This is a genomic window from Streptomyces sp. NPDC101166, assembly GCF_044768125.1.
Classification (GTDB): Bacteria; Actinomycetota; Actinomycetes; order Streptomycetales; family Streptomycetaceae; genus Streptomyces.
Map to the genome: position 1 here is coordinate 738,843 of NZ_JBIWPF010000001.1, position 13,792 is coordinate 752,634.

The 13,792-nt window shown below is 74.2% G+C and carries 10 protein-coding genes and 1 pseudogene; 6 read left to right on the forward strand and 5 right to left on the reverse strand.

All coding sequences use genetic code 11. The features are described 5' to 3' along the window. Positions 1-48: 48 nt before the first annotated feature. Positions 49-2,487: a right-handed parallel beta-helix repeat-containing protein gene (locus ACIRS4_RS03075; protein ID WP_404189789.1), complete on the forward strand. Its 2,439-nt coding sequence runs from the start codon at positions 49-51 to the stop codon at positions 2,485-2,487. Between the two features lie 28 nt (positions 2,488-2,515). Here ACIRS4_RS03075 and ACIRS4_RS03080 read toward each other — a convergent pair whose 3' ends face one another. Beyond that, entirely contained in the window at positions 2,516-4,885 is a 2,370-nt protein-coding gene (locus tag ACIRS4_RS03080; protein ID WP_404189075.1) for a hypothetical protein, read from the reverse strand. A 304-nt stretch (positions 4,886-5,189) separates the two neighbouring features. Here ACIRS4_RS03080 and ACIRS4_RS03085 point away from each other — a divergent pair, with 304 nt between their 5' ends. Then, on the forward strand, positions 5,190-6,020 hold the full coding sequence (locus tag ACIRS4_RS03085; protein WP_404189077.1) for a DeoR/GlpR family DNA-binding transcription regulator: 831 nt from the start codon (positions 5,190-5,192) through the stop codon (positions 6,018-6,020). Positions 6,021-6,073: 53 nt separating this feature from the next. Further along, positions 6,074-6,529, forward strand: a pseudogene (locus ACIRS4_RS03090) (SRPBCC family protein); the annotation flags it as partial. 463 nt (positions 6,530-6,992) lie between these two features. Here the strand turns inward: ACIRS4_RS03090 and ACIRS4_RS03095 are convergent. Continuing rightward, positions 6,993-8,117, reverse strand: a complete 1,125-nt coding sequence (locus ACIRS4_RS03095; protein ID WP_404189080.1) for a PLP-dependent cysteine synthase family protein — start codon at positions 8,115-8,117, stop codon at positions 6,993-6,995. A 343-nt stretch (positions 8,118-8,460) separates the two neighbouring features. On the opposite strand from ACIRS4_RS03095, the gene ACIRS4_RS03100 reads away from it, so the two are divergent. Both ACIRS4_RS03100 and ACIRS4_RS03105 read left to right on the forward strand, forming a co-directional pair. Continuing rightward, a complete protein-coding gene (locus ACIRS4_RS03100) occupies positions 8,461-8,784 on the forward strand; it encodes a hypothetical protein (RefSeq protein ID WP_404189083.1) in 324 nt (107 codons plus the stop codon). A 206-nt stretch (positions 8,785-8,990) separates the two neighbouring features. Further along, positions 8,991-9,512, forward strand: coding sequence for an ATP-binding protein (locus ACIRS4_RS03105; RefSeq protein ID WP_404189085.1), 522 nt, complete (start codon positions 8,991-8,993; stop codon positions 9,510-9,512). A gap of 71 nt (positions 9,513-9,583) precedes the next feature. Here the strand turns inward: ACIRS4_RS03105 and ACIRS4_RS03110 are convergent, their stop codons facing one another. The 3 genes from ACIRS4_RS03110 to ACIRS4_RS03120 are packed head-to-tail and all read right to left on the reverse strand — an operon-like array spanning position 9,584 to position 12,438. Continuing rightward, on the reverse strand, positions 9,584-10,468 hold the full coding sequence (locus ACIRS4_RS03110; RefSeq protein ID WP_404189087.1) for an NAD(P)-dependent oxidoreductase: 885 nt from the start codon (positions 10,466-10,468) through the stop codon (positions 9,584-9,586). A gap of 4 nt (positions 10,469-10,472) precedes the next feature. Next, positions 10,473-11,747, reverse strand: a complete 1,275-nt coding sequence (locus ACIRS4_RS03115; RefSeq protein WP_404189090.1) for an ROK family protein — start codon at positions 11,745-11,747, stop codon at positions 10,473-10,475. A 28-nt stretch (positions 11,748-11,775) separates the two neighbouring features. Beyond that, positions 11,776-12,438: an alpha-ketoglutarate-dependent dioxygenase AlkB family protein gene (locus ACIRS4_RS03120; RefSeq protein ID WP_404189092.1), complete on the reverse strand. Its 663-nt coding sequence runs from the start codon at positions 12,436-12,438 to the stop codon at positions 11,776-11,778. Between the two features lie 100 nt (positions 12,439-12,538). Between ACIRS4_RS03120 and ACIRS4_RS03125 the strand changes: the two genes are divergently transcribed. Beyond that, the gene (locus ACIRS4_RS03125) at positions 12,539-13,720 is read left to right on the forward strand and encodes a methyltransferase (protein ID WP_404189095.1); all 1,182 of its coding nucleotides are present in this window, start codon (positions 12,539-12,541) and stop codon (positions 13,718-13,720) included. Positions 13,721-13,792 lie beyond the last annotated feature (72 nt).

A 13,792-nucleotide genomic window follows, 5' to 3' on the forward strand; every position in this document is an offset into this window, starting at 1 on the left:
GCCGGCGAACGAGCCATGACTACCACGAGGTGGGGGCACAGCAACGCCATGGCACAGGGCACGGTCCAGGTGACGCACACCGGCACATCGAGGTGGCGGCGCCGCACGGGTGAGTACGCATCGCTCGCCGCCGCCCTGGAGGCCGCGGCCGAAGGCGACGTGCTCACCATCGCTCCCGGCACCTACCGGGAGAACCTCGTCGTCCAGCGGGCGGTGACGCTGCGCGGTCCCGAGGGCTACCCGGGTTCCGTGCGGATCGCGCCCGTCGACGGGGTGCCGCTGACGGTGCGCGCCTCGGCGGTGGTCCAGGACCTGCACGTGGAGGGCCAGGACGCGGCCGCGCCCGCCGTGCTCGTCGAGGAGGGCACGCCCGAACTGCTGGACCTGCGGATCGTCACTCGGTCCGCGGCCGGCGTCGAGGTGCGCGGTGGGGCGCGGCCCACGGTCCGGCGGTGCACCGTCGACAATCCGGCGGGCATCGGCATCGCCGTGGTCGACGGCGGCGGCGGGGTGTTCGAGGAGTGCGAGGTGGTCTCGGCCGGACAGGCCGGCGTCGCGGTGCGCGGCGGCGGCCACCCCCGGCTGGAGCGCTGCCGGGTGCACCGCACCTCCGGCGCCGGGCTCAGCGCGACCGGCGAGAACTCGGCGCTGGAGGCCGTCGGCTGCGAGGTGTACGAGGTCCGGGGCAGCGGCGTGCACATCACCGCGCGCGCCACCGCGCACCTCACCGACTGCGACGTCCACCGCACGACCGCCGACGGCGTCACGCTCGACACGGACGCCGTGGTGACCTTGGCGGACTGCCGGATCCACGAGATCCCGGAGAACGCGGTCGACCTGCGTTCGCGCTCCGTGCTGACGCTGACGCGCACGACGGTGCGTCAGTTCGGGCGCAACGGGCTGTCGGTGTGGGACCCGGGCACTCGGGTCGACGCCAACCAGTGCGAGATCTTCGACAGCACCGGCGACTACCCGGCCGTCTGGGTCAGCGACGGCGCCACCGTGGTCCTCGACTCCTGCCGGGTCCACGACGTGCCGGACGCGCTGTTCGTCCTCGACCGCGGCTCGCGCGCGGACGTCGTCGACACCGACCTGACGCAGGTGCGCAACACGGCGGTCTCGGTGAGCGACGGCGCCACCGCCCAGCTCGACGACTGCCGGATCCGGGACGCGGCGACCGGCGCCTGGTTCCGCGACCACGGCAGCGGCGGCACCCTGAACGGCTGCACGGTCGAGGGCACCCAGACCGGGGTGATCGTCACCAAGGGCGCCGACCCGGTCGTCGAGCGCTGTGTGGTGGGCTCGCCCTCGGAGGCCGGGTTCTATGTGTCGGCCGGGGGCCGTGGCAGCTTCCTGAACTGCCGCGTCACCGACAGCGGGGGCTACGGCTTCCATGTGATAGACGGTTGCCGCACCACCCTGCGCAAGTGCCGCACCGAGCGCTGCGCGCGCGGCGGTTTCGAGTTCGCGGACAGCGGCGGCGACGCCGCGTCCGGCGCGGGCCCCGTGGTCGAGGACTGCACGAGCGACGAGAGCGCGGCCCTGCGCCCGCCGTCGGCGCGGGAGACGGCCGTCCAGACGGCGGACCGCTCGCCCGGTCTCCTCGGCGCGATGCCCGAACAGCGCGCCGCCGAGCCGCAGGCCGCTGCGGGCGCCGTCGAGACGGAGGACACCGTGCGGACCTCGAAGGACGTGCTCGGCGAACTCGACGCGCTGGTGGGCCTCGAAAGCGTCAAACGCGAGGTGCGCGCGCTGATCGACATGATCGAGGTCGGCCGGCGCCGGCAGCGGGCGGGGCTGAAGGCGGCCTCCGTCAAGCGGCATCTGGTGTTCACCGGCTCCCCCGGCACCGGGAAGACCACGGTCGCCCGTCTGTACGGCGAGATCCTCGCCTCGCTGGACGTGCTGGAGAAGGGCCATCTCGTCGAGGTGTCCCGCGTCGACCTGGTCGGCGAGCACATCGGCTCCACCGCGATCCGCACCCAGGAGGCGTTCGAACGGGCCCGCGGCGGCGTGCTGTTCATCGACGAGGCGTACGCGCTCTCCCCCGAGGACGCCGGGCGTGACTTCGGCAAGGAGGCCATCGACACGCTGGTGAAGCTGATGGAGGACCACCGGGACGCCGTGGTGGTGATCGTCGCGGGGTACACGGCCGAGATGGAGCGCTTCCTGTCGGTCAACCCCGGTGTCGCGTCCCGTTTCTCGCGGACCATCACCTTCGGCGACTACGGCCCCGGGGAGCTTCTGCGGATCGTGGAGCAGCAGGCCGAGGAGCACGAGTACCGGCTCGCGCCGGGCGCCGCCGAGGCGCTGCTGACGTACTTCACGGCGATCCCGAAGGGTCCTGCCTTCGGCAACGGCCGCACGGCCCGCCAGACGTTCGAGGCGCTGGTGGAGCGGCACGCGAGCCGGGTCGCCCAGGTGCCGGACCCGAGCACGGACGATCTGACGCTGCTGTTCGCGGAGGACCTCCCGCAGCCGCGTTAGGAGCTCCCGCCGCCGAGTCGGCGCGCCTTCAGGCCCCCGCCGCGGCGGGGGCCTGCGGCTCTTCCGGCCGGGGCCGCTGAGGGGGCATCTGAGGGCGCAGACGGCCCAGGAGCCGTTCTCGTTCCAAGGCGAACGCCGGGTCCGCCTGGTAGTCGGAGTGGCCCAGGATCGGGGCGGGCAGGGGATGACGGGCTGTGCGGCCGTAGGCGAGCGGGTCGGCGAGGGGCGGATGGTCCACCTGGGGGCCGCAGTCGTCGCCGGACAGCCGTACGGGTCCGCCGATGGGGTCGGTGAGCCGGTAGAGGTTGCGCCAGCAGGAGATCTCCTCGTGCAGGGCGGTCAGCGCGGCCGGGCCGAAGTGGGCGGGGAACCACCGGCCGTAGAGACGCTCGATCGGGGAGCCGTAGGTGAGCAGCGCGACCCGTCGGCGGTCGGCGGGCTGTAGCTGCCAGGCCGCCGCGGCGGCCAGGACGCTGCCCTGGGAGTGGCCCGAGATGACCAGTCGGCCGCCGGTGGCGCGGGTCCAGGTGGCCATGCGCCAGGTCAGGTCGGGCACGGCGCGTTCGGCGTAGCAGGGCGGGGCGAAGGGGTGGGCGGCGCGCGGCCAGAACGTGCCGACGTCCCAGAGGATGCCGATGGTGCGGCGTGCGGAGGCGTCCTTGTAGGCGCGTCTGCCCCAGGTGACGAACAGCAGGAAGCCGAGCCCTATCAGCCAGGAGCCGAGTGCCTGTCCGGTCTCGGCGGCCCCCCGTAAGAAGGGGTGGGCCGACGCGGCGGCCCGCTGAGGGGTCATGCCGGAGGTGAACGCGCCGGCGAGGGCCCCCGCGCCCAGCAGCAGGGTGGCGACGGCGGTGACGGCGACGAGGAGCGGGCCCCGGTCGGTGAGCGTGGCCATCGCGCGGGCCCGGGCGATCCGCCGGGTGCGGGCGGGATCGCCGGTGCCGGTGTCGTACTCGCGGGCCACCGCGGCGTGTTCGGCGCGGGTCAGCAGCCAGGCTCGGCGGCCGAGCAGGGCGCACAGCGCGAGCTGTACGAGGAGCAGCGCGGGGATGACGGACGCCTGCCAGGTGAGCAGGACGGGTGGGCCGGCGAGGGAGCCGCCCGTGCCGTCCAGCCAGTCCGAGACGCGCTGGGAGACCCCGCCGGACATGACGCCGCCCAGGGCGCAGGCGAGTGTGGCGACGGCGGGGCCGCCGAGGCCCCGCAGCGCGGTGCGCCCTTCGGGGTCGCCGGTGGAGCCGCGGTGCAGCGCGGCGGCGACGACGGCGAGGGAGATCACCAGGGCGCCCTGGGCGAGGGCGATGCCGCCGAAGGTCAGGTCACCCGGCAGCCGTCCGGACGACGTCCACCCGGGGCGCTCCCAGCCGGCGTAGACCAGGGTGAGGGCGAGCAGTGTGAGGGCGGCCAGCGGCAGGCGTCGCACGAGGTGGGCGTCGAGTCGGCGGTCGAGGCGGTGTTCGCTGCGGCCGCGGCGGCACACCACCCAGACCGTGGCGAAGGCGCCGGTGGCGAGGGCCGTCTCCAGCAGCCGGCCGAGGAGGTCGAGGAGTGCGGGGCCGCCCGGCCGGGCGTCGTGGCGGGCGGCCGCGGCGCCGACGGCGGCGGCGACGGTGAGCAGGCCAGCCGCGGTGTGCGCCGCGCGCAGCCGGGCGACCAGGCGGCGGCCGTACCAGAAGCCGGGGCGGCCGAGGGCGGTGTGGCCGAGCGCGTCCTCGGGTTCGGGCCGGGCGTTCAGGGGTTCCTGGGACTCGTAGGCCCGCCAGGTGCGGTGGGAGAGGTACCACAGCAGACCGGTGAGGGCGGCCGGGACCAGGGCGGCGAGGGCGAGGCGGCGGCCGGGCTGAGTCCACCAGCCGCCGTCGCGGACCGACGGGGCCAGGAAGCCCAGCCAGGTGTGCCGCTCGGCGCAGACGGCCGTGCCCGCGCACTGCCAGGCCGTCAGGTCGAGGGCGACCTCGCAGGCCGCGGCGACGAGCAGCACCGTCAGGCTGAGCCCGGCGAGCCGCACGAGCAGGCCGTAGCAGCGGACGGTACGCGTGCGTGCGTGTGCGGCGGGGCGCATCCAGTGGGCGAGGTTGACGACCATGAAGGGCAGCAGCAGGAGCCACAGGGCGCGGGTGCCGTTGCCGGAGGTGAGGTTGCACCAGACGTACGCCTCGGGGACCGGCCGGTCCCGGGGCCCACCGGTCGCGGAGACGGCCTCTCCCCCGCCCCTGTGGTCGGCGTCGACGTCGGCGGCGCGCCGGAACACGGCGGCCGTGTCGTCGCCGGTGATCCGCACCGTGCGCGGATCGTTCAGCATCTTCTCGGGCGTCGCGCCGCCCACGCCGTGGACCAGGAGTTCCAGGGCGGCCGTGGCCTCCCCGCCGGTCAGGGCTCGTTCCTGCGCACGTTCCACCGTTGTGCCACTTCCCCCGTGACGCGCTGTCGACCTGCGTGCGTGCGAGCAACAGGATCGCCGCTGGAGGGCCCGAGCACACCGGTTGTGACCGAATTTCCCCCGATCCGTGTGACGGACGGAATCGACGCGTGTCGAATCCGTGACATGGCCGCGTCGGACAGGCGGTGGCGCGACGGGTACCCGCCCGTGCGAGGATGGGACGCCCGCGTCCCGCCGACCGGCAGAACGCCCACGTCGGCGCAGGTGCGCGAGGCGTGTCGGACGGAGTGGGTCGGCTTGAGTCGAGAGGACCGGAGCGTACGTGAGTGAGAATCAGAACCTCCTCGCGGAGCAGCGCCGCGCACTGATCCTGGACGAGGTCCGGCGCCGGGGCGGCGTCCGCGTCAACGAGCTGACTCGCAAGCTCGGCGTGTCGGACATGACGGTACGCCGTGACCTCGACGCGCTGGCCCGGCAGGGCGTGCTGGAGAAGGTGCACGGCGGGGCGGTACCGGTCGTGGAGGCCAGCACGCACGAGCCGGGTTTCGAGGCCAAGTCCGGGCTGGAGCTGACCGCCAAGGAGGACATCGCGCGGGCGGCGGCGGAGCTGGTCGCGCCGGGCAGCGCGATCGCCCTGTCGGGCGGCACCACGACGTACGCGCTGGCGCACCGTCTGGTAGACGTTCCCGATCTGACGGTGGTCACCAACTCGGTGCGGGTGGCCGATGTGTTCCACGTGGCGCAGCGCACCTCGGGCCCCCGGCAGGGCGCGGCCACGGTGGTGCTGACGGGCGGGGTGCGCACGCCCTCCGACTCGCTGGTGGGCCCGGTGGCCGACCAGGCGATCGCGGCGCTCCACTTCGACGTGCTGTTCCTCGGCGTGCACGGGATATCGGCGGAGGCCGGCCTGTCGACGCCGAACCTGGCGGAGGCCGAGACCAACCGGCGGCTGGTGCAGTCGGCGCGCCGGGTCGTGGTGGTGGCCGACCACACCAAGTGGGGTGTGGTCGGCCTGAGTTCGTTCGCGTCGCTGGATCAGGTCGACACGCTGGTGACGGACGCGGGGCTGCCGGGCGCGGCACGCGCGGAGGTCTCAGAGCATCTGCGCCGGCTGGTGGTGGCGGGCGAGGCCGACGAGGACGCAGACATCTGACGCGGCACTGGCTAGGGTGACGCACCCGTTCGTCGTGCTGGGAGGTGGTGTGCGTGGCTCACCGGTTGCGGCCCGAAGGTCTCGGCTTCCTCACGGCCGCGCCCGTGCGGCTGGTCTTCTCCCGGGAGGTCGCCGCTCCCCCCGAGCGGGTCTTCCGCGCGCTCGCCGAGGATGTGCCCGGCTGGGCCGCCTGGTTCCCGGCGGTGGCGTCCGCGCGGCCGGTGGACGGCGGCGCGGGACGCGACGTGCGCCTTTGGGGCGGAACGCGTTTCCGGGAGACGATCCTGGCGGCGACGGAGCCCGAGGTGTACGCCTACCGGGTCGACGTGACCAACGCGCCGGGGGCCCGGGCGCTGGTCGAGGAGTGGCGGCTCGCGCCGGCGGGCGCGGGCACGCGGGTGTGCTGGACGTTCGCGGCGGACGGGACGGCGGCCTTCCGGGGCGTGCTCCGGCTGGCCCGGCCGGGTATGGGACGGACGTTCCGGGACGCGGTGACGCGACTGGACCGCTCACGCGGCTGCCGTAGGCAGGCGACGAGGGGCGGACTAGGACGGCTCAGGGCCCGGCGCAGCAAGGCACCGGGCCCTGGACGTTCGCGGCGGACGGGACGGCGGCCTTCCGGGGCGTGCTGCGGCTGGCCCGGTCGGGTATGGGACGGACGTTCCGGGACGCGGTGACGCGACTGGACCGACGGCTCACGCGGCTGCCGTAGGCAGACGGCGAGGGGCGGAGACGGCTCAGGGCCCGGCGCAGCAAGGCACCGGGCCCTGGACGTTCGCGGCGGACGGGACGGCGGCCTTCCGGGGCGTGCTGCGGCTGGCCCGGCCGGGTATGGGACGGACGTTCCGGGACGCGGTGACGCGACTGGACCGACGGCTCACGCGGCTGCCGTAGGCAGGCGACGAGGGGCGGAGACGGCTCAGGGCCCGGCGCAGCAACGCGCCGGGCCGGGGCGCTCAGTGAGGGGCGGCCTCATTCCGGCCACACGCCCGTCGCCAGCAGCGTGTCGATCGCCTCCGTGTACGGGTTGATGTCGAGGCCCTGGTCGGCGAGCCATGCGTCGGAGTAGTACTTGTCGAGGTAGCGGTCGCCCGGATCGCACAGCAGGGTGACCACGCTCCCCTGCCGCCCCTCGGCCACCATCTCAGCGACGATCTTCAACGCGCTCCACAGTCCGGTGCCGGTCGAGCCGCCCGCCTTGCGCCCGATGCCCCGCTCCAGGGCGCGCACGGCGGCGACGCTGGCCGCGTCGGGCACCTTCATCATCCGGTCGACGGCGCCGGGCACGAAGCTGGGCTCCATCCGGGGCCGGCCGATGCCCTCGATCCGGGAGCCGCAGTCGCAGGTGACGTCCGGATCGCCGGTGGTCCAGCCCTCGAAGAAGCAGGAGTTCTCCGGGTCGGCGACGCACACGCGCGTGTCGTGCTGCATGTAGTGGACGTAGCGCGCGATGGTCGCCGAGGTGCCGCCGGTGCCGGCCGTGGCGACGATCCACGCCGGCTCCGGGAACCGCTCCAACTCCAGCTGCCGGAAGATGGATTCGGCGATGTTGTTGTTGCCGCGCCAGTCCGTGGCCCGCTCGGCGTAGGTGAACTGGTCCATGTAGTGGCCGCCGGTGTCCGCCGCGAGGCGGGCCGACTCCTCGTACATGGTGCGCGGGTCGTCGACGAAGTGGCAGCGGCCGCCGTGGAACTCGATCAGGCGGATCTTCTCGGCGCTCGTCGTGCGGGGCATGACAGCGATGAAGGGGACGCCGATCAGCTTGGCGAAGTACGCCTCGGACACCGCCGTCGAGCCGCTGGACGCCTCGATCACCGGGCGGTCCGGCCGGATCCAGCCATTGCACAGGCCGTAGAGGAACAGGGAGCGGGCCAGGCGGTGCTTGAGGCTGCCGGTGGGGTGGGTCGACTCGTCCTTGAGATACAGGTCGATGCCCCATCGCTCGGGCAGCGGAAAGCGCAGGAGATGGGTGTCGGCCGAGCGGTTGGCGTCGGCCTGGACCTTGCGGACGGCTTCTTTCAGCCAGGTGCGGTAGAAGGCGTCAGTGCGGTCGACGTCGAGGGTGGCGCCGGTCCTGGTCTGCTGGGGGGTGGTCACGGCGAGCTCCTTCGTACGTCGCGTCGGCGGGCGGCTGACGCTTGCCGACACCTCGATCATAAGCATCTGTCACACCACTTCCCACCTGCATAAACGCATCTTTGGGGGGCTCAAAGGCGGCCCTGGGTGCGCAGGGCGCACGGGTGGGGGCGCATTCGTGCGAGTGCTCCGGGCGTCCGGCGTCCGCGTGTCGCGCGCACTGGTGCTCGGCGTCGTGCGGGGGCAGACTGCACCGCGGCGGGACACGAGTCCCGCACGGGGCGCACACTGGACCACGACACGAGCCGGTTCCCGGCCCACGGGGGGGAGCGCGGGCCGGCTCACCCACGCGCAAGGGGGCGGGATGGCGGAGCCGGAGTTCACGGCGACGGGCGTGCGGATCGGGAAGCGGCTGCGCTCGCTCACCCGGGCCGGTCAGGTCCGGATCAACGACGGCAGGCTGGAGCTGCTGACCAGTTACGGCAGCGAGATCGACAGCGCGCCGGTGCAGGCGGTCCGCGCCTCCCGGCCATGGTTCGCGCCGGACGACAGGGCGTTGGCCGACCTCAACGGCAACCGGTACCTGTTGACGCTGGGTGAGCACGACCCGGCGCCGGGCGAGGCGGGGCCGCCCGCGGCGCGCCGGTTCATCGAGGCCGTGCGCAAGGCGGCGGGACGCGGGGACTGAGCCGGCCGAGCGGGCTGACGGGACGGCGAGTTGCGGTCCTCGATGCACTGCGTCACGCTGTTCTCACGTCACTCTGGGTTTACCGGCGATAACGCTGCGAACCAGCCCGCCGGCCACGACAGCAGGCGGCCGCCTCGCGCAGACGCACTGCTCCGATCGATCCGAACTCCGTGTTCTTCCGGACCTCACGTCGGGGAGTCGCAGCCGTGATCAGTAACCCAAGCAGGCACTGCACGGTGGAGCTTCAAGCCCTGCCGTCGCGGATCGGCCAGGTCCGCAGAATCGTATCGGCGCAGTTGCGCTACTGGCATTTGGACCCGTTGATAGACCGGGCCTCGCTCGGTGTGACGGAGTTGTTGACCAACGTCCACTTGCATGCGCAGCCCGACAAGACGTGCACGGTGGAGATGGAGCTGCTGCTCGACCGGCTCACCGTCTCCGTCCACGACCGCGACCCCCGGCTCCCGGTGCTGGAGGCCGCCGACGCGTTCGCCACCTGCGGGCGCGGGCTCGCGATGGTGGCGGCGGTCAGCGAGAGCTGGGGCGCGACGCCGGCCGGCGAGTCCGGCAAGGTCGTCTGGTTCACGCTGCCTGCTCTGCTGCCGGTGCCCGAGCGGCCGGCGCGGCCGACCCGGCGACCGGCCGCGGACCGGCTGTTCCCGGAGGTGGTGGGGGTCGACGACCGCAGGCCCGCGCACGCTCCGGCGCGATCGGCGGCGGTCGGCTGACACACCGCGCGCCCCGCCGCCCGAGGAGGCCCGGGGTGCACGGTCGCCTTCGAGCCGCGCCCGGGGCCCGCTCAGCTCTTCGCGTCGAAGCTGGCGAAGTAGGCCGCGGCCATGTCCTCGTCGGCGTGGCCCTGTGCGGCGGCCCGCTCCAGACGGGCGGCGCTGGCGGCCGCGACGTCGAGACGGACGCCGTTGCCGCGTCCGGCCTCGACGATCAGCCGGGCGTCCTTGGCGGCGGTGGCCACGCCGAACTGGGCGGGCGTGAGCCGGCCGTCGAGGACCAGATCGGCCTTGGCGCGCAGATAGCCCATGTCCAGGGGACCGCCGGCGATCAGCTCGAAGAAGGAGCGCGGGTCGACGTCCAGCGCCTCGGACAGCGCGAGGACCTCCCCGGCCGCCGCGGTCGCGGCGATGACCCAGCTGTTGGCGACCAGCTTCAGCCGGGTCGCGGTGCCGGCCGCGCCGTCCTCACCGGTCCACACGGTGCGGGCGCCCACCGCGTCCAGCACCGGACGCACGGCGTCACGGTGCTCGGCCGGCCCGGCGGCCAGCACGGTCAGCCGGCCTTCCTCGGCGGGTCCACGGGTGCCCAGGACGGGCGCGTCGAAGAAGACCAGACCGTGCTCGCCGGCGAACGCGGCCAGGTCCCCGAGGACCTCGACGCCGGCGGTCGTCGACTGCACCCAGAGGGCGCCAGGACGCAGGGCGTCGGCCGCCTCGCGCATGACGTCCAGGGCGGCGGGGCCGTCGTACACCATGGTCAGGACCACGTCGGCGGCACGTACCGCCTCGGCGGGGGTGTCGGTGACGGTGACGCCGTCGGCGGCCAGCGGTTCCGCCTTGGCGCGCGTGCGGTTCCAGGCGCGGACGGCGAGGCCCGCGCGGGCGAGGTTGCGGGCCATCGCGGCGCCCATGATGCCCGTGCCCAGAACGCCCACGGTGAGCTGGTCGGTCATGACGTCACCTTCCTTCCGCTGCACCGGTGTCTCCGGTTCCTGCGGCGAGTGCCCTCAGCGGGTCGTCCAGCACCGGCTGCCAGGCGAGTTCCGCCGCGCCGACCAGACTGTTGTGGTCGAGCGAGCAGGCGAGGATGGGCACACCGCCGCTACGGCCCCACAGCCCACGATCGGCGACGACCGCGTGGAGGCGTTCGGAATCGGCGTCCAGAAGGGTGCGGTGCAGCCCGCCCAGGATGATGCGGTCGGGGTTGAGGATGTTGACCAGCCCGGCGAGGCCCAGTCCGAGCCGGTCGATGAGCGCCTCGGCGGCGGTGCGCACGGCGGGGTCCGCGTACTCCTCGCGGATGAGTTCGTTGGCCTGCTGGAGCAGGGAGCCCTCGGGGCCGGGGTCGCGGCCGGCGGCCGTCAGCAGGGCCAGCGGGTCCGCCTCCACGTCCAGGCAGCCGCGGCTGCCGCAGTGGCAGGGGCGGCCCTCGGGGTTGACGGTGAGGTGGCCCACTTCGAGGGCCAGGCCCGAACTGCCCGTGTGCAGCCGCCCGTCGAGCACCAGGGCCCCGCCGACGCCACGGTGGCCGGTGGCCACGCACAGCAGGTCACGCGCGCCGCGCCCGGCGCCGTGCCGGTGTTCGGCGAGGGCGGCGAGGTTGACGTCGTTCGCGGCGAACGCCGGTCCGCTCACGCCGGCGGCCCGGACCCGTTCGGCGAAGACCTCCCGCACCGGCGCGCCCGCCGGCCAGGCGAGGTGGAGGGGGTTCAGTGCCCGGCCCTCGGGTTCGGTGACCGCCGACGGCACGGCCAGTCCGGCGCCCACACAGCGTCGGCCCGTCCGCCGCAGCAGTTCGGCTCCGGCGTCCACGGCGGCGCCGAGCACCTTGGCCGGGTCGGCGTCGACGGCCTCGCAGCTCGGAGTCGTCGCGACGATACGGCCGCCCAGACCGACCAGCGCCGCGCGGAAGCCGTCGGCGTGCACCTGCGCCGCGAGGGCCACGGGGCCCTCGTCGGCCAGGGCGAGCCGGTGCGAGGGGCGGCCCTGCGAGCCGGCGGCGGCCCCGGGGCGGGCGTCGACCCTGATCAGGCCGAGCGCCTCCAGCTCCGCGGCGACCGCGCCGGCCGTGGCGCGGGTGACTCCGAGTTCGGCGGTGAGCACCGCGCGGGTCGGCGCCCGCCCGGTGTGCACGAGCTCCAGAGCGGGTCCGAGCGCACCGCGCCCCCGGTCCAGCCGCGCCCTCGACGTGGTCCCTTCCCCCGCATGCCGGGGGTCCGCGTTGCCGGTCATGACGGCGATCCTCCCATGATCCGCTCCGTCAGCCGCCGTCCGGGAAGCCGCTGACCCGCAAGGTCACGTTCAGTCGTCCCTCCAGCCCCAGAGCGGCGGGGCCGGTCCCCGGGTGCACCCTCGGCACGCCGTGGTACGCGAGCCGGGACTCCCCTCCGAAGACGAACAGGTCGCCGCTGCGCAGCTCGACGTCGGTGTGGGGCCGGGTGCGTGTCGCGGTGTTGCCGAAGCGGAACACGCAGGTGTCGCCGAGGCTGAGGGACACCACGGGCGCGTGCGAGGTCTCGTCGGCGTCGCGGTGCATGCCCATGCGGGCGTCGCCGGTGTAGAAGTTGATCAGCGCGATGTCGTACTCCTCCGTCCCGGCGGCCTCCGGCCCCAGCGCGTCGGTCAGTGCGCGCCGTCCCAGCTCGCCGAGCCAGGCCGGGAAGGGCTTCACCGGGGCGCCGTCGCCGTCGACGACCGTGCGCGAGTAGGCGTACGGGTACCAGTGCCAGCCCAGGCAGACCTGGCGGGCGGTCATGGCGCCGCCGCCGGGTGTGCGGACCGTGCGCAGCCCGGCGGGCGGACGCGCCCACTCCCGGCAGGCGTCGAGCAGCTCGCGCTGGTCGGCGGGGGCGAGCCAGTCGGGCACGTGCACCGCGCCCGGCGCGATCAGCGCGCGTTCACGGGGGAACAGCTCCGCGTCCATTCCCCCATCCTCCCCCACCGGCCCTGACCTGCGGCTCGCGCGCGACCCGGACGTGCACGGCGCAAGGATCCCTTAGCCTTGACGCACGATGGACGACCGTATGACGACTCCCTGGGGCGAGCTCACGCTCGCCCGCCACCCCGAGGACCCGCGCGACCGGCTGCGCGCCTGGGACGCCGCCGACGCGTATCTGCTCCGGCATCTCGCCGAGCAGGACGTGCCGGCGGACGGAACGGTCATGGTGCTCGGCGACCGCTGGGGCGCGCTCGTCACGGCGCTCGCGGCGCACGGGCCGACGGGGGCCGCCGGAGCGCAGGCCCCGGGTCTCCGGGCGACGCAGATCACCGACTCGTGGCTGGGGCAGGAGGCCACCCGGGCGAATCTCGGCCGCAACGGCGTCGCGCCAGGCACGGTCCGGCTGCTCACCACGCAGGACCCGGTGCCCGCCCGCGTCGACGTGCTGCTGGTACGGGTGCCGAAGAGCCTCGCGCTTTTGGAGGACCAACTGCTGCGCCTCGCGCCTTCGGTGCACGCGGGGACGGTCGTCGTCGGCGCCGGCATGGTGAAGGAGATCCACACCTCGACGCTCCAGTTGTTCGAGCGGATCCTCGGTCCGACCCGGACCTCGCTCGCCCGGCAGAAGGCCCGGCTGATCTTCTGCGCGCCGGACGCGTCGCCGGAACGGCGACTTCCGTCCAACCCCTGGCCCTACCACTACGACCTGCCCGACGGCATCGGTGCGCTTTCCGGCCGTCCGGTGGTCAACCACGCGGGTGTGTTCTGCGCCGACCGGCTCGACATCGGCACCCGGTTCTTCCTGCACCACCTGCCGCGGACGCGGGGCGACCGGCGGGTCGTCGACCTGGGCTGCGGCAACGGCATCGTGGGCACGGCGATCGCGCTGGCCGACCCACGCGCCGAAGTGCTGTTCACGGACGAGTCGTTCCAGGCCGTGGCCTCGGCGGAGGCGACGTACAAGGCCAACGGGGCGCCCGGGCGCGCCGAGTTCCGGGTCGGTGACGGGCTGGCGGGGGTGGCGGACGGCAGCGTGGACCTCGTGCTGAACAATCCGCCGTTCCACTCCCACCAGGCCACGACGGACGCGACGGCATGGCGGATGTTCACCGGGGCGCGTCGCGCGCTGCGGCCGGGCGGCGAGCTGTGGGTGGTGGGCAACCGTCACCTGGGCTACCACGTCAAGCTGCGGCGGCTGTTCGGCAACAGTGAACTGGTCGCAGGCGACCCGAAGTTCGTGGTGCTGAAGGCCGTCAAGCGGGGTTGAGCCGAGGCGGGGAGCAGGCGGACGGGCCCCGCCGGTGCCGGCCGGCCACCGACTCGCCCTCCCCTCCCTCTT

Excerpts from the sequence above, each read along its gene's own strand:
- ACIRS4_RS03120 (WP_404189092.1), bottom strand. The coding sequence starts at position 12,438 with ATGGACGCGGAGCTGTTCCCCCGTGAACGCGCGCTGATCGCGCCGGGC.
- ACIRS4_RS03115 (WP_404189090.1), bottom strand. The coding sequence starts at position 11,747 with ATGACCGGCAACGCGGACCCCCGGCATGCGGGGGAAGGGACCACGTCG.
- ACIRS4_RS03110 (WP_404189087.1), bottom strand. The coding sequence starts at position 10,468 with ATGACCGACCAGCTCACCGTGGGCGTTCTGGGCACGGGCATCATGGGC.
- ACIRS4_RS03125 (WP_404189095.1), top strand. The coding sequence starts at position 12,539 with ATGACGACTCCCTGGGGCGAGCTCACGCTCGCCCGCCACCCCGAGGAC.
- ACIRS4_RS03075 (WP_404189789.1), top strand. The coding sequence starts at position 49 with ATGGCACAGGGCACGGTCCAGGTGACGCACACCGGCACATCGAGGTGG.
- ACIRS4_RS03100 (WP_404189083.1), top strand. The coding sequence starts at position 8,461 with ATGGCGGAGCCGGAGTTCACGGCGACGGGCGTGCGGATCGGGAAGCGG.